This window comes from Cellulomonas sp. HZM (genome assembly GCF_000708885.1).
GTDB lineage: Bacteria > Actinomycetota > Actinomycetes > Actinomycetales > Cellulomonadaceae > Cellulomonas.
In genome coordinates this window covers 1-19,209 of sequence record NZ_JEOE01000006.1, presented here as the reverse complement: position 1 = coordinate 19,209, position 19,209 = coordinate 1, and the positions used below count along the sequence as shown (strand labels likewise).

Annotated in this window: 15 protein-coding genes; 12 read left to right on the top strand and 3 right to left on the bottom strand. The window is 74.9% G+C overall.

Annotation, left to right across the window (positions count from 1 at the left end; translation table 11 throughout):
- Positions 1–5: 5 nt before the first annotated feature.
- The 7 genes from hisD (at position 6) to AW16_RS0105220 (ending at position 8,339) form a co-directional block, all read left to right on the top strand.
- The gene (gene hisD / locus AW16_RS0105250) at positions 6–1,328 is read left to right on the top strand and encodes a histidinol dehydrogenase (RefSeq protein WP_029288718.1); all 1,323 of its coding nucleotides are present in this window, start codon (positions 6–8) and stop codon (positions 1,326–1,328) included.
- A gap of 93 nt (positions 1,329–1,421) precedes the next feature.
- Positions 1,422–2,444 carry a 3-oxoacyl-ACP synthase III gene (locus AW16_RS0105245; protein ID WP_029288717.1) on the top strand — a complete coding sequence of 341 codons (1,023 nt, stop codon included), beginning with the start codon at positions 1,422–1,424 and terminating at the stop codon, positions 2,442–2,444.
- The gene (locus AW16_RS0105240) at positions 2,441–5,041 is read left to right on the top strand and encodes an alpha/beta fold hydrolase (RefSeq protein WP_029288715.1); all 2,601 of its coding nucleotides are present in this window, start codon (positions 2,441–2,443) and stop codon (positions 5,039–5,041) included. Before AW16_RS0105245 ends, AW16_RS0105240 begins: the two co-directional genes overlap by 4 nt.
- On the top strand, positions 5,038–6,030 hold the full coding sequence (locus AW16_RS0105235; protein WP_255347051.1) for an NAD(P)-dependent oxidoreductase: 993 nt from the start codon (positions 5,038–5,040) through the stop codon (positions 6,028–6,030). The genes AW16_RS0105240 and AW16_RS0105235 overlap by 4 nt, the downstream gene beginning before the upstream one ends.
- A 43-nt stretch (positions 6,031–6,073) precedes the next feature.
- Entirely contained in the window at positions 6,074–7,201 is a 1,128-nt protein-coding gene (locus AW16_RS0105230; protein ID WP_029288711.1) for a histidinol-phosphate transaminase, read from the top strand.
- Positions 7,202–7,236: 35 nt separating this feature from the next.
- Entirely contained in the window at positions 7,237–7,848 is a 612-nt protein-coding gene (hisB, locus tag AW16_RS0105225) for an imidazoleglycerol-phosphate dehydratase HisB (protein ID WP_029288709.1), read from the top strand.
- A complete protein-coding gene (locus AW16_RS0105220) occupies positions 7,848–8,339 on the top strand; it encodes a hypothetical protein (RefSeq protein ID WP_029288707.1) in 492 nt (163 codons plus the stop codon). The genes hisB and AW16_RS0105220 overlap by 1 nt, the downstream gene beginning before the upstream one ends.
- 18 nt (positions 8,340–8,357) lie before the next feature.
- Here the strand turns inward: AW16_RS0105220 and AW16_RS0105215 are convergent, their stop codons facing one another.
- Both AW16_RS0105215 and AW16_RS17555 read right to left on the bottom strand, forming a co-directional pair.
- Complete coding sequence (locus AW16_RS0105215; RefSeq protein WP_051681684.1) at positions 8,358–10,667, bottom strand: glycosyltransferase; 2,310 nt, start codon at positions 10,665–10,667, stop codon at positions 8,358–8,360.
- A gap of 5 nt (positions 10,668–10,672) precedes the next feature.
- Positions 10,673–12,154 carry a glycosyltransferase family 29 protein gene (locus AW16_RS17555; protein WP_051681683.1) on the bottom strand — a complete coding sequence of 494 codons (1,482 nt, stop codon included), beginning with the start codon at positions 12,152–12,154 and terminating at the stop codon, positions 10,673–10,675.
- 184 nt (positions 12,155–12,338) lie between these two features.
- On the opposite strand from AW16_RS17555, the gene AW16_RS17550 reads away from it, so the two are divergent.
- The 5 genes from AW16_RS17550 to AW16_RS0105185 all read left to right on the top strand — a co-directional run bounded on the left by AW16_RS17550 (position 12,339) and on the right by AW16_RS0105185 (position 18,877).
- Positions 12,339–15,365: a glycosyltransferase gene (locus tag AW16_RS17550; RefSeq protein ID WP_051681682.1), complete on the top strand. Its 3,027-nt coding sequence runs from the start codon at positions 12,339–12,341 to the stop codon at positions 15,363–15,365.
- On the top strand, positions 15,362–16,552 hold the full coding sequence (locus AW16_RS0105200) for a DUF6716 putative glycosyltransferase (RefSeq protein WP_029288918.1): 1,191 nt from the start codon (positions 15,362–15,364) through the stop codon (positions 16,550–16,552). The genes AW16_RS17550 and AW16_RS0105200 overlap by 4 nt, the downstream gene beginning before the upstream one ends.
- A 121-nt stretch (positions 16,553–16,673) precedes the next feature.
- Complete coding sequence (hisH, locus tag AW16_RS0105195) at positions 16,674–17,324, top strand: imidazole glycerol phosphate synthase subunit HisH (protein ID WP_029288701.1); 651 nt, start codon at positions 16,674–16,676, stop codon at positions 17,322–17,324.
- Positions 17,325–17,405: 81 nt separating this feature from the next.
- Positions 17,406–18,146 (top strand): bifunctional 1-(5-phosphoribosyl)-5-((5-phosphoribosylamino)methylideneamino)imidazole-4-carboxamide isomerase/phosphoribosylanthranilate isomerase PriA, encoded by a 741-nt coding sequence (gene priA, locus AW16_RS0105190; protein WP_029288700.1) that lies wholly within the window; start codon positions 17,406–17,408, stop codon positions 18,144–18,146.
- A 2-nt stretch (positions 18,147–18,148) separates the two neighbouring features.
- Entirely contained in the window at positions 18,149–18,877 is a 729-nt protein-coding gene (locus AW16_RS0105185) for an SseB family protein (protein WP_029288698.1), read from the top strand.
- Positions 18,878–18,983: 106 nt separating this feature from the next.
- Here the strand turns inward: AW16_RS0105185 and AW16_RS18570 are convergent.
- Positions 18,984–19,209: hypothetical protein (locus tag AW16_RS18570; RefSeq protein WP_034648152.1), on the bottom strand; the 226-nt coding region annotated here is incomplete at its 5' end.

The following is a 19,209-nucleotide window of genomic DNA, read 5'->3' as shown; positions in this document are numbered from 1 at the left end:
CCGAGGTGATCTCCCGCATCGACCTGCGCGGACGTGAGCTGTCACGCCGCGAGCTGCTTGCCGAGCTGCCGCGCGCGGAGGTCGACGTCGAGCACGCCGGAGCCGTCGTCGCGCCGATCCTCGACGCGGTGCGGACCCGCGGTGCCGTGGCGCTGCGCGAGTACGCCGAGCGCTTCGACGGCGTCCGGCCCGCCCGTCTGCGCGTCGCCGCGCAGGACGTGGCCGCCGCGGTCGACGCCCTCGACCCCGATGTGCGCGAGGCGCTCGAGGAGACGATCCGCCGCGTGCGCGAGGTCCACTCCGCGCAGCGGCCGGACGACTTCACCGTGCAGGTCGCGCCGGGCGCGCAGGTGCGTCAGCGCTGGCTCCCCGTGCGTCGCGTCGGGCTCTACGTCCCCGGCGGGCTCGCCGTGTACCCGTCGTCGGTGGTCATGAACGTGGTCGCAGCGCAGGAGGCAGGTGTCGGCTCGCTCGCGGTCGCGTCGCCTCCGCAGAAGGACAGCGACGGGCTCCCGGACGCGGTGGTGCTGGCGACGTGCGCGCTCCTGGGGGTCGACGAGGTGTACGCGGTCGGCGGTGCGCAGGCGATCGGCATGTTCGCGTACGGCGCCGCAGGTGCCGAGGAGGTCGACGGCGAGACGCTGTGCGAGCCGGTCGACGTGGTCACCGGGCCGGGCAACGTCTACGTCGCCGCGGCGAAGCGGCTCGTGCGCGGCGTCGTCGGCATCGACGCCGAGGCGGGCCCCACGGAGATCGCGATCCTCGCGGACGCGACGGCAGACCCCGTGCACGTCGCCGCGGACCTCGTGAGCCAGGCCGAGCACGACCCGCTCGCCGCGGCGGTGCTCGTCACGCCGAGCGTCGAGCTCGCAGGCGCGGTCGAGGCCAAGCTCGTCGACCGCATCGACTCGACGTTCCACCGCGGGCGCGTGGCGACCGCCCTCGACGGCTCGCAGTCGGCGATCGTGCTGGTCGACGACCTCGAGGCGGGCCTCGACGTCGTGAACGCCTACGGCGCGGAGCACCTCGAGATCCAGACCGTCGACGCCGCTGCAGTCGCCGAGCGGGTGACGAGCGCAGGCGCGATCTTCGTCGGCGCGTACTCGCCCGTGTCGCTCGGTGACTACATGGCCGGCTCGAACCACGTCCTGCCGACGGGCGGTTGCGCGCACTTCGCGAGCGGCCTGGGCGTCCACTCGTTCCTGCGCGCGGTGCAGGTGATCGAGTACGACGCGGACGCGCTCGGGCAGGTCGCGGACCGGATCGTCGCGCTCGCCGACGCGGAGGGCCTGCCGGCCCACGGCGAGGCGGTGCGCGCGAGGTTCTGACGCCGCACGCCGTGCGCGAGCGGCGTCGGGGGGACAAGGTAAGGACGGCGGGACCAGCGTGCCCGTGAGGCACGAAGGAAGAGGGTGCGGTGCATGGGCGCCAACGCCGTGTTCGAGCACAAGGACGTCGCGCTGCTGGCGGTGACCGCCGTCGAGGCGCCCGTCGCGGTGCCGTCGACGCAGTTCGACGAGCAGCTGGCCGCGACGCTGCGGCGGCTGCGCCTGCCCAAGGGGCTGCTGCGCCGGGTCGCGGGCGTGCAGGAGCGGCGCTGGTGGGACGGCGCGACGAGCTTCGACGACGCCGCGATCCAGGCGGGCGCGAAGGCGCTCGCCGAGTCGGGCGTCGACCCCGCCGCGGTGGGTCTCCTGGTGAACACGTCGGTGACCCGCACGCACCTCGAGCCGTCGGTGGCCTCCCGTGTGCACGACGGGCTGTCGCTGCCGTCGTCGGCGCTCAACTTCGACATCACGAACGCATGCCTGGGCTTCGTCAACGGCATGACCCTGGCCGCGCAGCTCATCGACGCGGGCCAGATCGACTACGCGGTGGTCGTCGACGGCGAGGACCCCGAGCCCGTGCAGCGGGCCACGATCGAGCGGCTCACCCAGCCGGACGCGACGCGCGAGGGCTTCCTGCGTGAGTTCGCGACGCTGACGCTCGGTGCCGGGGCGGCCGCCGCGGTGCTCGGCCGCGCGAGCGAGCACCCGGGCGGGCACCGCCTGCTCGGCGGTGTCTCGCGCGCGGCGACGCAGCACCACGAGCTGTGCGTCGGTGGTCCCGACGGCATGTCGACCGACCCGCAGGGCCTGCTCGACGGCGGGCTCGAGCTCGTGGTCGACGCGTGGCGCGAGGCCGAGCCCCGGTGGGGCTGGAGCGGCGCCGACCGCTTCGTCACCCACCAGGTCTCGCGCGTGCACACCCGGTCGATCGTCGAGGCGCTCGGGCTCGACAAGGCGCGCGTCCCGACGACGTTCCCGCGCTGGGGCAACGTCGGGCCGGCGTCGCTGCCGATGACGCTCGCCGCCGAGGCTGACTCCCTGAGCACGGGGGACCGCGTGGTGTGCATGGGCGTGGGCTCGGGCCTCAACACGGCGATGACGGAGATCGTCTGGTGACGATCGCGCTCGCCTCGGCGTCGCTCGCGCCGAGCGGTCTGCCGGGTCTCGACCCGGCGTGGTCGCGCGTGGTCCGCACCCCGGTCGGTGCCTGGCACGTGCTCGACAACCAGGCCGTGCTCACGACGACGTCCGACGACGCGCCCGTCGGGACGTTGCTGTGCGTGCACGGGAACCCGACGTGGTCCTACCTGTTCCGGTCGCTCGTCGCGGCGGGGACGCGCGCGCAGCGACCGTGGCGCGTCGTCGCGGTCGACCAGCTCGGCATGGGGTACTCGGAGCGCACGGGCCGCATGCACACGCTGGGGGACCGCGTCGCGGAGCTGGCCGTGCTCACCGAGGCGCTCGGCGTCACGGGCCCGGTCGTGACCGTCGGCCACGACTGGGGCGGCTCCATCAGCCTCGGCTGGGCCGTCGACCACCCCGACCTGCTCGCGGGCGTCGTGCTGCTCAACACCGCCGTCCACCAGCCCGAGGGCTCCGAGCTCCCGGCTGCGCTCCGGCCCGCGGTCGCCAGGCCGTTGCGCCACGGCGCCACCGTGTCGACCACCGCCTTCCTCGACACGACACTTGCGCTGGCGCACCCGCGCCTGCCGCGCGACGTGCGCTCCGCCTACCGCGCGCCGTACCGGGTCGCGGCGCGGCGTGCGGCGATCGGAGACTTCGTCGCGGACATCCCCATCGACGACGAGCACGTGAGCCACGCCGAGCTCGAGCGCATCGCCGAGGGGGTCCGGGACGTCGGCGTGCCGGCTCTGCTCGCCTGGGGTGCACGCGACCCCGTCTTCTCCGACCGCTACCTGCGCGACCTGCGCGAACGACTGCCGCATGCGGACGTGCACCGGTACCCGGATGCGGGTCACCTGGTGATCGAGGACCACGACGTCGCGGCCGGGGTGATGTCGTGGCTCGACGAGCACTTCGGACCGGCGTCCGGCGTGCCGAGTGCGTCGCCCGAGCCGCCGGTCACCGACACCGTCGATCAGCCCTGCCGTCCGCTCGGCGCCACTCTCGTGGAACGCGCGGAGGACGACGGTGCCGCGCTCGTCGAGCTGCGGGGCGAGACGACGCGCACGGTCTCCTGGCGCCTGCTCGCACGACGCACGGAGCAGCTCGCGCGAGGACTGGCCTCGATCGGCGTGCGGCCGGGGGACCGCGTGGCCGTGCTCGTGCCCCCGGGAGCCGACCTGACGGCCGTGCTGTACGCGTGCCTGCGGCTCGGTGCGGTGGTGGTCGTGGCGGATGCCGGGCTCGGTGTGCGGGCCCTGTCGCGAGCGGTGCGTGCGGCCGACCCCGTGGCCGTCGTCGGCATCGAACGTGCGCTCATGGCGGCGCGTGCGATGCGGTGGGCGCCGACGCTCGTGGCGGCCGGTCCGCTGCACCGACGCACGCGTTCGGCGCTCGGGGTGCGCGCGACGCTCGTGGAGCTCGCGGAGCTCGGTGAGCAGGCGGGTGAGCGCAGCGAGCTCGTGTGGCCCTCGCCCGACGCCGACGCCGCAGTCCTGTTCACCTCGGGCTCGACCGGCCCGGCCAAGGGCGTCGTCTACACGCACCGCGGGCTCGCGGCGATGCGGGACGCGGTCGCGACGACGTACGGCATCGCGGCGGACCGCCCGTTCGTCGCGGCGTTCGCGCCGTTCGCCCTGCTCGGCCCTGCGCTGGGCGCGACGAGCGTGAGCCCCGACATGGACGTGACCGCACCGCGCACGCTCACGGCGGGTGCGCTCGCGGCGGCCGTGCGAGCCGTCGACGGGTCGGTCGTGTTCGCGTCGCCCGCCGCGCTCGGCGGTGTGCTGGCCACGGCGGACGCCCTGACGCCCGACGAGAGGTCGGCCCTCGCCGGGGTGCGCACGCTGCTCTCCGCGGGTGCCCCGGTCCCCACGGGTCTGCTGGTCGCCGTGCACGAGCTGCTGCCGGCCGCGAGCCTGCACACCCCGTACGGCATGACGGAGATGCTCCCGGTCACGGACGTCGACCTCGACGAGGTCCTCGCAGCGGGCGACGGGCCCGGGGTGTGCGTCGGCCGTCCCGTCGCGGGCGCGCGCGTCGCGATCAGCGCCCTCGACGCCGAGGGCGAGGCGAACGGGCTCCCGTCGACCGAGCCGGGCGTGGTGGGCGAGGTGCTCGTCGGCGGTGCGCACCTCAAGGACCGGTACGACGGGCTCTGGTTCACGCACGCCGCGTCGGTCCGCGACGTGGGCTGGCACCGCACGGGCGACGTGGGCCGGCTGGACGACGCGGGACGCCTGTGGGTCGAGGGCCGGCTCGCGCACGTGGTCCGCACCGACCGCGGCGTCGTGACCCCCGTGCTGCCCGAGCGCCTCGTCGACGCGCTGCCGCACGTCGTGCGCTCGGCCGTCGTGGGCGTCGGCCCGGCGGGGACGCAGCAGCTCGTGGTGGTCGTGGAGCCCGACGAGCGACGCAAGCCGGGCCTCGCCGACGCGACGACGGTGGCCGCCGTCCGCGCCGTGCTCGCCCCGCTCGGGGTGCCGGTCGCGGCGGTTCTCGTCGTGCCGGAGCTGCCGACGGACCTGCGGCACAACTCGAAGATCGACCGCACGGCGCTCGCCGCGTGGGCGCAGGACGTGCTCGGGTGACGGGTACCGCGACGGTCCTGGTCACGGGCGCGAGCGGGATGCTCGGCCGCGCGGTCGCGCAGCGGCTCGTCGACGACGGGTGGGACGTGCGCACGCTGCAGCGCCGTCCGAGCGGCGTCGACGGCGCCCGGGACCGGCTCGGCTCGATCACCGATCAGGCCGACGTCGAGCGTGCGGTGGACGGCGCGACGCACGTGCTGCACCTCGCCGCGAAGGTGGACATCGTCGGGCCGCCCGAGCAGTACCGCCAGGTCAACGTGGAGGGCACGCGCACGCTGCTCGCCGCCGCGCGCACGGCGGACGTGGCCCGGTTCGTCCAGGTGTCGTCCCCGTCGGTGGCGCACGTCGGCGGCTCGCTGGTCGGCGTCGGAGCCGGCCCGGCCCAGCCGGAGCTCGCCCGCGGACCGTACGCGCGCACCAAGGCCGCCGCAGAGGTGCTCGCGCTCGCGGCCGACGAGCCCGGGTTCCGCGTGCTCGCGGTGCGACCGCACGTCGTGTGGGGGCCAGGGGACACGCAGCTCGTCGGCCGCATCGTCGACCGCGCGCGTGCCGGTAGGTTGCCGCTGCTCGGGTCGGCTGCGCCGCTCATCGACACGACCTACGTCGACAACGCCGTCGACGCGCTCGCCGCAGCGCTCGTGGCGGACGAGAGCTCCTTCGGCGAGGCGTACGTCGTGACGAACGGCGAGCCGCGCCCGGTCGCGGAGCTGCTCGAGGCGATCTGCACCGCGGGGGGTGCTCCGGTGCCGACCCGCCACGTGCCGGCCCGGCTCGCACGTGGCCTCGGCGGGGTGCTCGACGAGGTGTGGGCGCGCCTTCCGCTGCGTGGCGAGCCGCCGCTCACTCGATTCGTCGCGGAGCAGCTCTCGACCGCGCACTGGTTCGACCAGCGACGCACGCGTGCGGCGCTCGGCTGGTCGCCACGGGTCTCGCTCGACGAGGGGATCGCGCGGCTCGCAGCCCACACGCGCGTGCACGCGCGGGGCTGAGACGGCCCGCTCCCCGGACGATGTCGTCCCTAGACTCGGTGCCGTGACCGCCGACCTCGCACGTCCCGCCACGCCGACACGGTTGCCGCTGCGCCCGGAGCTCGAGGGCATCGAGCCCTACGGTGCGCCGCAGCTCGACGTGCCGCACGCGCTCAACGTGAACGAGAACCCGTACGCGCCGTCCGAGCAGGTCGTCGCCGACGTCGCCGCGGCGGTGGCGGATGCGACGCGCGGGCTCAACCGCTACCCGGACCGCGACTTCCTCGGTCTGCGCACCGACCTCGCGACGTATCTCGAGGCCGAGTCGGGCGTCCGGCTGACGCCCGAGCAGCTGTGGGCCGCCAACGGTTCCAACGAGATCATGCTGCACGTCCTGCAGGCGTTCGGTGGTCCCGGCCGCACCGCGCTGTCGTTCGCGCCCACGTACTCGATGTACCCGGAGTACGCACGCGACACCTCGACCGCCTGGGTGACGGGCCGCCGCGAGGAGGACTTCAGCCTCGACCCGCGGCACGCGCGCGCGACGATCGAGCAGCACGCCCCGTCCGTCGTGCTGCTCGCGAGCCCCAACAACCCGACCGGCACGGCGCTGCCCGCGAGCACGGTGCTCGAGGTCCTGGACGCGGCCGCGCACGTCCCCGGGGGCTGCGTCGTCGTGGTCGACGAGGCCTACGGCGAGTTCCGCCGAGCCGGGACCCCCTCGGCCCTGGAGCTGCTCGCGGACCACCCGCACCTCGCGGTGAGCCGCACGATGTCGAAGGCGTTCGGCCTCGCGGGTGCGCGCGTGGGCTACCTCGCCGCGGCGCCCGCGCTGGTCGACGCGCTGCGCGTGGTCAGGCTGCCGTACCACCTGTCCGCCGTGACGCAGGCCGTCGCACGGGCCGCGCTCGCGCACAGCGCCGAGCTCATGGCGCAGGTCGGGTCGCTGCGGGACGAGCGCGACGCGCTCGTGACCTGGCTGCGCGCGCGAGGGCTCGTGGTCGCGGACTCCGACGCGAACTTCGTGCTGTTCGGGACGTTCGACGACCGGCGCGCGATCTGGCAGGGTCTGCTCGAGCACGGCGTGCTCATCCGGGAGGTCGGCCCCGCCGGGTGGCTGCGCGTCTCCGTCGGCACGCCGGAGCAGACCGCGGCGTTCAAGGACGCGTTGGTCGAGGTGGCAGGACTGTGAACGAGACGCGGCGCGAGCGCGCCCGAGGAGGAGACGTGGCCGCAGCACCCCGCCGCACGGCGCGCATCGAGCGTGCGACGAGCGAGTCGAGCGTGCTCGTCGAGCTCGACCTCGACGGCACCGGACGGACCGAGATCTCGACCACCGTCCCGTTCTACGACCACATGCTCACGGCGCTGGGCAAGCACTCGCTCATCGACCTGCGCGTGCAGGCGACCGGCGACACGCACATCGATGCCCACCACACGGTCGAGGACGTCGCGATCGTGCTGGGCGAGGCGCTGCGCGAGGCGCTGGGCGACAAGCGCGGCATCTCGCGGTTCGGCGACGCGACCGTGCCTCTCGACGAGGCGCTCGCGCAGGCCGTCGTGGACGTCTCGGGCCGGCCCTACCTCGTGCACACGGGTGAGCCGCCCGGCCAGGAGTTCCACCTCATCGGTGGCCACTTCACGGGGTCGCTCACGCGGCACGTGCTGGAGTCGATCGCGCACCACGCGGCGTTCAGCATCCACGTGCGCGTGCTGGCCGGCCGCGACCCGCACCACATCGTGGAGGCGCAGTTCAAGGCGCTCGCGCGTGCGCTGCGGTTCGCGGTCGCCCTGGACCCGCGCGTCGAGGGGATCCCGTCCACCAAGGGCGCGCTCTAGTGACCGACGGCCCCGACGACGAGATCGTCGTCCCCGACGACCTGTCGTCGCTGTTCGCGCCGGCCGACGAGGCCCCGAGCGTGGCGCTCGTCGTCACGCCGGTCGCGGTCGCCGAGCCGCTCGCCGCAGCGTGCGCGCTCGCCGGGGTCGAGGTCGACGTCGTCCCATCGGCCGACGGTGCGATCGCCGTGCTGCGCGACCCCGCGGCCTCGCGCGAGGGTGCCACCGCGGTGTCCCAGCTGCTGCGCGCGGTGCCCGTCGTGCTGCTCGAGCGCCGCGCCGAGGCGATCACGGCGGCGCGCTGGACGGACGGGGCCGAGGGCGAGCAGGTGCCGGGCGGGCTCGTGCTCGCGCAGGGCCCCCTCGTGCTCGAGGACCTGCTGCTCGGCTCGCGCGCGGTCGGCGACGTCGAGGGCGTCGTGACCAGCGTGGGCATGTCGCGCTGGCGTGCGACGCGGATCCTCGCGTCGTCGGCCCGGCGCCGCCGCTGACACCGGGCCGACGGGCGGCTACAACGTCCCGAGGAACGGGGTGAGCGCCTTGACCGTCGTCTCGTACAGCGCCGAGCGCGCCTGCTCGACCTGCGCCCTGTAGCGTCCTTGAGCGCCGAGCACGTCGGTCGCGAGCTCGGTGAGCCGCGCGCCGAGGTGCTTCTCGGACACCTCCACGGCCCACTCCGGTCGACCGACGTCCTCGAGGAAGTACCGCAGCTTGGGGTGCGAGACGAGCGACACGATGGGCGTGCCGAGGCCGAACGGGATCATCCCCGCGTGCCCGCGCATGCCGACGACGAGTGCGGCGTCGCGGTACAGCGGCACGGTCGCCTCGATCCCGAGCCGGAAGAAGCTGTCGACCGGGACACGCGTGCCGTGCTCACGGAAGAGGTCCACGGCGATGCGTTCGTCGGGGATCGTGTGCGCGCCGACACGCACGTCGGCGACGGGTTGCAGCGCTCGTACGAACGCGTCGATCTCGGCGAGGAACCGGGCGTAGTCGTCCTTGAACCGCAGCGCCGAGCGGTCGTACGCCACGTTGAGGTACACCACGTCCCGTCCGCTCGCACTGCGCGGCTGTGCGTACGGGGTCCCGTCGAGCACGCCCAGCACGGTCGTCGGGCAGGGCAGGTAGGTGACCTTGTCCGCGAGCGTGGACGGCAGCAGGTCGCGCACGCGCTCGATCGACCCGGTGTTGCGCAGCCCGACGAACGAGGCGCGGTCGACGACGTGCTCGAGCGAGCGCCGGAACGTCGAGCCGACGAACTCCTGGCCGGGGAACAGGTTGTACCCGACGGCGACCAGTCCGAGGGGCACCTCGAGCCGGTCGAGCGACGCGGCGGGTACGTTCCATTGCCAGCCCGAGGTGCCGTTGGGCGAGGTGTCGGGCAGGAAGAGCCCGCCGCCGCCGACGAGCAGCCCGCTCGTCGCGTTGACCGCGTCGACCGCGGCGTCGTCGAAGACCTGGTGCACGTGCACGCCCTGCCACCGCTCGACGCCACGCACGTGGTTGGCGACCTCGCGCACGGCGGGCGGCAGCAGCACGTCCCCGAAGTTGCCGAGCGGGTCGACGTAGAACGCAGCGTGCGAGAGCGTCACCCCGCCCGGTGTGCTCGTCGCGACGACGTCGGCGTCGGGCGTCGACCGCAGGGAGCGTGCGTGCACGAGGCGCGCCTTGTGCCGCAGCGGGTCGAGCGCGAGGGCCTCGGTGCTGTGCTCTCGCGCTCCTGCGAGGTCACCCACGACCCACGCGGTCTCCGCGAGCGACAGGTGCGCGTCGGCCGCCCGTGACGTCGTCAGCGCGGTGCTCGCGAGCGTCGCGGCGTCGTCGTACCGGGAGACCGCGCGGTACGACGACGCGAGGTCCAGCGCGTAGCCGGCGTCGAGCCGGCGGGCCTCGAGCGCGTGCCCCTCGAGCACGTCGACGGCCCCCGCGAAGTCCCCGGCCGCACGCCGCGCGGCGGCCTCGCGCTGCGCCGCGGCGGGCCCGCGGACCTCGGGCGCCGCGTCGTCGACGAAGCGCTCGGCGTGCGCGGCCAGCGTGGCGCTCGCCACCTCGCCGCGTGCTGCCAGCGCGCCGACCGCGGCGAGGAAGTCGCGGTCGGGCAGGTCGAACCGGTGCCAGTGGGCCTCGAGGCGCGCGTACCCGTGCTCGCCGCCGTCCCAGGGCTTGTAGCGCCCGGTGAAGTGCAGGATCGCGACGTCGTCGGGGGCCGCACCACCGCGTCGCGTGGCGCGCTTGACCCAGTTGTACCGCCGCGGCAGGCGCACGTAGTCGCCCTCGAGCGCGGCCGTGATGACACCCTGGTCGTGGCGGTCGAGCTCGTACGCGCCGCTCTCGCCGATCTCGTCGAGCCGGTCTGCGAACGTGCCGTCGGTGTACGTCTCGTCGAACACGAGCAGACCGGAGTTGAGCTTGCGCCCGCCGTCGGAGTCGAACAGCTGCGGGACCGCCGCGAACGACGCGTCGACGCTCAGCAGCTCGTCGAGACGGTCCACCACCACCATGTCGGTGTCGAGCGTGACGATGCGGCGGTACCCGGGCAGACGGAACGCGTCGAGGATGTAGTACGCCTTGGTGTACAGGTAGTTCGACGCGTCACCCTTGGCGTAGCGCTCGTAGCGCTGCGTGCCGACGCGCACGAACCGCAGGTCGGGGCGCAGCGCGAGCGCGCGCGACACGTTCGCCGGTGCGAGGCCGTCGTGCAGCACCACGACGTCGGCGTCGAGGTGCGGGTTGATCAGCGTCAGGCTCTTGAGCAGCACGACGAAGCCGGGGAAGTACGTGTCGTCGACGAACGAGACGAACGCGTCGCGGGGAGTCATCCGGGTCACCTCAGGCTGATCGTGATGTCGGTGGCGGCGACGGCGCGTCCCATGACCCAGTCGCGCTCGGCGGAGTAGCTGTGGGCTTCGGCGACCGGCAGGTGCATCGCCTCGGGCAGGCGGTGGGCCCCGCCGTCGTAGAAGTCGAAGCCGACGAGGTCGATCGCCGTGCTCACGTCGAGGAAGTCGATCAGGCGCAGCGTGTTGAACCCCGTGGTCGGCACCTTGAACCGGGCGCGCTCCTCGGGCGAGAAGAGCTGCAGCGCGGGCCAGCGCAGCGACTCGTCGCCGAGCCACGTCTGGGCGTCGGGGTCGACGTTCGCGACGACCGACGAGCGCCACAGGTCGCGCTTGCCGCTGAACACCAGCCGGACGTCCACGGGGACCGACCAGTTGAAGCCGTGCAGGTGGATCGTGGCGTGCACGTCGGTCCGCGTGCCCGTGTGCGGTGCGTCGAGCGCGAACGAGTTGAACCGGATCACGACGTCGTGCTCGTCGACGAAGCCGCCGACGCGGTGCTCGAGGAGTCGTGCCGAGTTGGCGACGAGGCACACCGACCGCCCGGCGAGGTACTGGCGCAGGCCGGACAGGTCGAGCGTGCGCAGGGCGGCTGCCTGCTCGCCGGTCAGGCGTCCGTGCGCGACGGGTCGACGCGCGGCGTTGACGGCGTCGACGAGCGGCGCGAGCTCACGCGTGGGGCCGCCCGACGCGACGGTGCGCGCGACGAGCGCGTCGTACGCCGCCCCGAACCCCGCACCCGTCGACGTCGGGGCGGTCCGCGCAGCGACGAGAGCGCGCGCGAAGACCGGCAGCGCGGCGCCGATCCCGTCGCGCGCCGCGATCCGCTCGGCCTCGACCCACGTCCCGGTGATGTCGTCGCGCGCCGGCTCGTCGTCCGAGTCCGCGGGCTGAGCGGTGCGGGCGAGCCGGTCGAGCTCGGCGTCGAGGAGGGCCGTGTCGGCGGCCCACGAGCGTGCGGCCTCGTTCGGGAGGTCGAGCGGCGTCCCGGTGAGCTGCTGGTAGCGCTCGGCGGCGGCGCGCGCCCCGGCGTAGTCGCCCGTCGCGTCGAGCGCACCGGCGAGCCCACGCCACGAACCCTGCGAACGCGGGCGCGAGTCGACGAGCAGGCGGTACACGTCGGCCGCGAGCTCGTCCTCACCCGCGGCCTGGGCCTGGCGCGCGACCTCGAGCAGCGTCGTGAACAGTGCCGGGGAGGCGCCGTGCCACGGCTTGATCCCGGACTCGACCGCGAGCGACCGCGCGGTCGCGCGTCGCATCTGGGCGAGCGCCTGCGAGTGCGCGAGCACCGCCTGCGTGAGCGAGATGCGCTGGAGCTGCGAGCTCGCCGAGACGCCGATGCCCGCGGCAGACACCTGCGCCGCGACGTCGGCGTAGTGCCGGTTCAGCCGCAGGTGGGGCAGCGTCCCGGCGGCGCGGCGGGCACCGGTCGAGGCGAGGCGGCGCGCATGGCGCCGGACGTTCTTCACGCGGGTCCTCCGGGACGTGGGTGCGCCGGCGGGGTGCCGGTGGCTGGACACTAGGAGGGCCAGGTGACGCGATGGCCACGTCCGGATGCCGTGACTGACGACCGGCCGAACGTGAGGTGAACATTGGCCCGCGCCGAGCGTGCGGGCGTGGTCGGTCGATCTCGCGGGCGGGCATCCTCGGCGCATGCACGCACCACCGCTGCTCGTCGACGGGCCCGCGATCGACGAGACGTACGACATCGCGTACCTGACGAGCTACCTCGGCAAGCTCGACACCGGCATCGCGTTCACCGACCGTGCCTACCTCGCGGGCCTCGCCCGCAGCCCGTGGTCGACGCTCGTGCTGGGCAACGCGATGGCCGCGACCTACCCGGGGGACGGTCTCGCCTACACCAGCCAGGTCAACGAGTACCGGCGTCGCGACCCGCGCCTGCACCTCGTCAACGGGCTCGGCTCGTTCGTGTCGCACCTGCGCGGCTCGTACCTGCCCGAGCACCGTGGCTCGCACCGCGTCGCCGTGATGCACGACGAGCCCGCGGCGTTCGACTTCTACGCGCACGACGTGTGGAACCGCCGGCACGTGCGCGACGTGCTCATGGCCGCGCAGGACGGCTTCGTGTTCGTGTCGCGGCGCAGCCGGGACCTGTGGGTCGAGTACGCAGGTCTCGAGGACTCGTCGTTGTTCGTGCTCCCCAACACGTGCGCCGAGGAGGAGTGGGTCACCGCGACGCTGCTGGGCCGTGAGCGGGGAGACCTGCGGGCCGCGGCGGGACTGCCCGAGCACGGCACCGACCTCGTCGTCGTCGGGACGCTGCAGCGTCGCAAGGGTCAGGCCGAGGTGGTCGAGGCGGTGCGCCGTGTGCGTGCGAGCCGACCCGACCTGGAGGTCCGGCTCCACCTGGTGGGGCGCCCGCGCGAGCGCGAGTACGGCGAGGAGCTCGCCGCAGCGATCGAGCTCGCCGGTCTCGGTGACGTCGTGACGCTCGTCGGCGAGCTGCCCAAGCACCGTGCGCTCGAGATGCTCGCGGCGTGCGACGCGATGGTCCTGGCGTCGCACACCGAGGCGATGCCGCTCGTCGTGCTCGAGGCGATGCTGGTCGGCACCCCGATCCTCACGACGCGCGCGGGCGGGGTCCCGGAGATGGTGGACGACGCGAGCGCCGCGTTCTTCGACGCCGGGGACGTCGACGCGCTCGCCGCGCTCGTGGAGCGGGTGGCCGACGAGCCCGGCTGGGCCCGCTCGCTCGGCGACACCGCCGCGTGTCGCTACCAGCAGGACCTGTCGCAGGCGCGGTTCCGGCCCAGGTTCGACGAGGTGCTGGCCACGCTCGCGCGCGACGCGGGGCTGGGCACGGGCCCGACGGTGGGACCGACGACGGGACCGAAAGCGATGCACCACGGCCTCGGACCCGAGCGCGCCGTGGTCGAGCGCGGCGCCGACGCGAGCCACGTCGTGGTGCGCGCGGTGCCCCGAGGCGCCCGGTCGTGGCGGGCCGAGGTCGCACGGCTGTCGTCGGCCGGCCCCGTGACGCGCGTCGAGCTCGAGACGGGCGCCGATCTGGTCGAGACGTTCGAGGCGGCGGCACCGTGGGTGCGCGTCGGGCTGGGGGTCGCCGAGGTGAGCGCACCGCCCGTGCGGGTGGTGCTCGCGGCAGACGTCGTGCCCGCGCTCGCGTCGCGGGACCTGCTGCGCGTCGTCGGCGCGCCCGCGCACGAGGCCTCGTATGCGCTGCACGTGCGCGCTGCGGCACGGCGCGCGGCGGCCCGCGCCCGAGCGCAGGCCGCCACCGCCGTGCCCGTCGTGTCGCCGACCGGCGGGTCCTCGCGGGCGGTCGACCACGACGAGCAGGCGGGCGTCCGCGCGTCGCCCCGGACCAGGGGCCGAGGGATCGCCCGGCGCGCGCGCAGGTCGCTCGCTCGTCGGGCCCGCGCGCTGCGGGGGCGCCGCGCGCCGGTGCTCGTGACCCCGGCGACGACCGAGTCGACGATCGAGGCGACGATCGAGGCGCCGCAGCCGGTCGTCGACGAGGTCGTGAGCGGCGCGGTGGTCGCGATGGTCTTCAACAGCCCGATGCAGCTCATGGCCGTGCTCTCCCTGTGGGACGCGAACGGGCAGCGAGACGGGCAGCCGCACAGGCAAGAGCACGTGCTGGCCGACGGCAGCGCCGACGCCCGGCTGGTGGCTCTCGTGCACTCCACGACGGGGGCGGACGGATTCGCCGCACGGCTCGTCGAGATGTGCCGCGGCACCGGACGCTTCGCGACCGTCGCCGACATCTCCGTGGCCTACGCGCAGGTCTACGCGGACAAGCCGTCTGCCGCGTCCGTGCGCGGGTTCGCGGCGGCGCTGAGCGACGCGTGCGGCGGCGTGCCCGACGAGGTCTACGTCGCGGCGTACATGTCCGCGCGCGCGCAGAAGTACCTCTACGAGGCGTTCCCGGGCGTGCCGCTGCACCTCTTCGAGGACGGTGTCGGCTCCTACGTCCCCAAGTCGATCCGGCTGCGCGACGACGGGCTCGTCGACCGTGTGACCGGCCGCGACTGCGCGCAAGGTGCGCACGTCTCGGCCCTCAGCACGGTCGACCTCATGCTCCGTGGCGTCCCCGTGCCGGCGCAGTACGGTGCCCAGGTGCTCGCCGACGTCCCGCGGATCCGTTTCCCGCAGGTCCGCGTCGGCGCGTACGCGATCGACTACCCGCGCTGGGCACGCGTGCTCGGCGCGCAGCATCGCGCCTTCGCGCCCGACGAGGTGCTGCTCGTGACGCAGAACTTCTCCGACCACCTGCGACCGCGGGCGCTCGTCGCCGAGGTCGAGCGCGCCGTCAACGACCAGGTGATCGAGGCGCTGCTCGCCGACGGCCACCGCGTGGTCGTGCGACCGCACCCGCGCGCCGGGGCCCAGGTCTGGGGCGAGCGCTGGGCCGACGACCCACGGTTCACGGTGTGGGAGGACCAGCCGATGCTGCCCGTCGAGGTGCTGCTCGACCCGGGTGCGCCTCCCGCGCTCGTGGTGGGCGCGACGTCGTCGTGCCTCTTCTACGCGCACGAGCGCATGGGGCTGGCCGTCCGGCGCTACCCGGACGCGGCGCTCGACGCGCTCGCGGAGCACGCGAACGACGAGCACGCGTGGATGATGGGGCTCGCGGCGCAGGTGCTCCCGGCACTGGACGCCGACGACGACGCCGCCGTCGTCACCGGTGCGGCCCGGTGAGCGTGCCGGGCGTCGCGAGCATCCTGGCGGTCGCCGACTCGGACTCGTACCTGAAGTGGGCGGCGGCGACCCTCGACCGGCTCGGGTCCGTGCCGCGCCGCGAGCTCGTCGTGCTGCGCACGCCCGTGCGGCCCGACGACGTGCAGGCCACCGCGGCGCTGGCGGGCACCGGGTGGGCCGGTCGCGTCGTCGACGACCACTCGGTGGTGGGCCTCGCGGCGCGCCTGCGGCGCACGCGCCCGGACGCCGTGCTCGTGGCGACGACCGGCCCGGCCGCCGAGGTGCTGATGCGCGTCCTCGTGGCGCTGCCGTACCGGCCGGTCGTCGTGACGGGGCTGCCGGGCATGTCGATCCCGGCGACCGCCCGTGCGCTCGAGTTCCGGGCCGGGGCCGACGTGTTCGTCGTCCACTCGCGGCACGAGCGGACGGAGTTCGACCGGGTCGGGCGTGAGATCGGCGTGCGCCCGACGTGGGCGCTGGACCGACTGCCGTTCCTCGACGCCGGAGCGGACGGACCGGACGACGCCCCGCTGCGCAGGGTCGTGTTCGCACCGCAGGCGAAGTTCCCGCGCGCCCCCGGACAGCGTCTGGCGGTGCTGCGGTCCCTGGGGCAGCTCGCGCGCACCCGGCCGGACCTGGACGTCGTGGTCAAGGTGCGCGCGTGGGCCGGGCAGGCGCAGACGCACGACGAGGCGTACCCGTACGACGAGATGTGGCGCCGCTCGGGCGACGACGCACCGCTGCGCTGGGACGCGGGACCGCTCGCGGCACAGCTCGAGCCGGGCACCGCCCTCGTGACCGTCAGCTCGACCGCGATGCTCGAGGCGCTCGCGCTCGGGCTGCGCGGGCTCGTGGTGGCGGACTTCGGTCTCGGTGACGACAACCTGACGACCGTCTACGAGGGCTCGGGCCTCGTGGGGACCCTGCGCGACGTCGAGGCGGCGCGGTTCTTCGACGCCGACCCCGCGTGGCTCGTCGACAACTACCTGCACCCCGAGCCGGCCGAGCTCCCGCGCGTGCTCGCCGAGCTGACCGGCCCGGGCGCTCCGCCGCTCGGTCCGGTCCGGGTGCGGCCCCCCGTCGGGGGTCGGCGTGCGCTCGCGCGACGCTACGCGCGGCTCGCGCTGCCCGCGGCGGCGCTGCGAGGCGTGCGCAGGGTGCGGCGCCACGGCCTCGCGGGCCACTGAGCCCGCGCCGGCGCGCTCGTGCGCTCCTGTGCTCGAGCTGCTCGTGGCGCTCGCTGCGCTCGTGTCTCGCCCGCCGGGACCCCGGCCGGTCGGGCACGGGGCCGCCGGTAGCCTGGTCGGCGTGAGCACCCCCGCGCGCGTCGTCGTCCTCGACTACGGCTTCGGCAACGTCAGGTCCGCGGTGCGCGCGCTCGAGCGCGTCGGCGCGGACGTGACGCTGACGGCCGACAAGCAGGCGGCGCTCGACGCGGACGGCCTCGTCGTCCCCGGGGTGGGCGCGTTCGCGGCCGTCATGTCCGGGCTCCGCGCCGTGGGCGGGGACCAGGTGGTCGACCGCCGGCTCGCCGGTGGGCGTCCGGTCCTGGGCATCTGCGTCGGGATGCAGGTGATGTTCGCCGAGGGTGTCGAGCACGGCGACCGCACCGACGGGCTGGGGGAGTGGCCCGGGGTCGTCGACCGCCTCGAGGCACCCGTCGTCCCGCACATGGGCTGGGCGACGGTCACTCCGCCGCAGGGGACGGTGCTGTTCGACGGCCTCGCCGACGAGCGGTTCTACTTCGTCCACTCGTACGCCGCGCGCTCGTTCCCGCTGTCCGACGACGTGCCGTCCGAGTCGCCGCTGACGGCGCCGCTCGTCACGTGGTCGGATCATGGCGGACCGTTCGTCGCGGCCGTCGAGAACGGCCCGTTGTCCGCCACGCAGTTCCACCCGGAGAAGTCCGGCGACGCCGGTGCGCAGCTGCTCACCAACTGGCTGACGTCGCTGCACTGACCGTTGCACTGACCGGCTCCCCCCGCTGGATTGACCGGGTGCTGCGCGCGCAGCCCCCCGACCGACTGGAGAACGCCCCGCATGTCCGACCGCCTCGAGCTGCTGCCCGCCGTCGACGTCGCCGACGGCCAGGCCGTCCGACTCGTCCAGGGGGAGGCCGGATCCGAGACGGGCTACGGCGACCCGCTGGCCGCTGCGCTCGACTGGCACACCGGTGGTGCCGAGTGGATCCACCTCGTCGACCTCGACGCGGCCTTCGGACGAGGATCCAACGCGCCGCTGCTCGCCGAGGTGACCGCCGAGCTCGCGGCGAAGGGCGTCAAGATCGAGCTCTCGGGCGGCATCCGCGACGACGCGTCGCTCGCCCGCGCCCTGTCGACCGGAGCGACCCGCGTCAACCTCGGTACCGCCGCGCTCGAGGACCCGCAGTGGACCGCACGCGTGATCTCCGAGCACGGCGACCAGATCGCGGTCGGGCTCGACGTGCGCGGGACCACCCTCGCGGCGCGCGGCTGGACACAGGAGGGCGGCGACCTGTGGGAGGTGCTCGAGCGCCTCGACGTCGCGGGCTGCTCGCGCTACGTCGTGACCGACGTGACCAAGGACGGCACGCTGCGCGGACCGAACGTCGAGCTGCTGCGCGAGGTGTGCTCGCGCACCGACGCCCCGGTGGTCGCGTCGGGTGGCGTCTCCTCGCTCGACGACCTGCGCGTCCTGCGCACGCTCGTGCCGATCGGCGTCGAGGGGTCGATCGTGGGCAAGGCGCTGTACGCGGGCGCGTTCACGCTGCCCGAGGCGCTGGACGTCGCCGGGCGCCCCTGACCGTGGCGGGCCGCGAGCTCCCGCCGTCGTCGCCGTTCGCGTCCGACGACGGCTCGGCCGACCCCGCCGTCGCCGCTGCGCTCGCCGCGATCGCCGCCGGCAGCGGTGACGTCGCGGACCTCGTCGCCGCCCTGCCGGGCACGCGCGTCCTGGTCCCCGTGCTCGCGGAGCTCGAGGTGGCCGAGACCGTCCTCCACGGCGGTCACGAGCACGCCGTGGACAAGGAGGCGTCCGCCGGGATCGTCGCGCTGAGCACGCCCGACGGCCGCACCGCGCTGCCCGTGTTCACGTCGGTCGAGACGATGACGCGCTGGCGCGCCTCGGCCCGCCCGGTCCCCACGGCGCTCGAGCGAGCCGCGCTGTCGTCGGTGCAGGAGGGGTGGTCGCTGCTCGTGGTCGACCCCGGGGGCCCGGTGACCGTGCAGCTGCCGCGGCCCGCGGTGTGGGCGCTCGCGCAGCAGCAGCCGTGGCGGCCTGCGGTCCTCGGCGGGGCGGTCGCCGACGACGTGCGCGCCGCGGTCGCCGCCGCGCTCGCTCCCGTGCCGCACGTCGTGGCCGCCGACGCCGTCCCCGGCACGCGTGCCGAGGTCGCGGTCGTCGTCACGCTCGTCGCGGGACTGGACCGGGCCGCGCTCGACGCGGTGCTCGGGGAGGTCAACGCGGCGCTCGCGGCCGACCCGGTCGTCGCTGAGCGTGTCGACGGCCTCGAGCTCCGCCTGCGCGCGGCCTGACCTCCAGGTCGAGCCCGGCCGCGGCCTGGACCGCCGCTCCACCGCCGCCCAGCCGCGGCCCGGACCGTGGATCGGCCGGTGGATCGGACCGCGGATCGGCCGCCGATCAGCCGCGACGGAGGGCGGACGCGACGCCGCGCACCGCCCACGCGAGCGCCAGCGACGAGACGGCGACGGCACCGACCAGCTGACCTCCGGCGATGACCCTGTTGAGGTCGACGGCGGGACGCCAGTGCACGCCGGAGTCGTCGACCACGTAGACGCCGACGGCCTTGACCCGCACCCCGTACCCGCCACCGCCCCCGTGACCCGATCCGCGACCGCCACCGAAG

Excerpts from the sequence above, each read along its gene's own strand:
- priA (WP_029288700.1), top strand. The coding sequence starts at position 17,406 with ATGTCCGACCGCCTCGAGCTGCTGCCCGCCGTCGACGTCGCCGACGGC.
- AW16_RS17550 (WP_051681682.1), top strand. The coding sequence starts at position 12,339 with ATGCACGCACCACCGCTGCTCGTCGACGGGCCCGCGATCGACGAGACG.
- AW16_RS0105245 (WP_029288717.1), top strand. The coding sequence starts at position 1,422 with ATGGGCGCCAACGCCGTGTTCGAGCACAAGGACGTCGCGCTGCTGGCG.
- AW16_RS0105215 (WP_051681684.1), bottom strand. The coding sequence starts at position 10,667 with ATGACTCCCCGCGACGCGTTCGTCTCGTTCGTCGACGACACGTACTTC.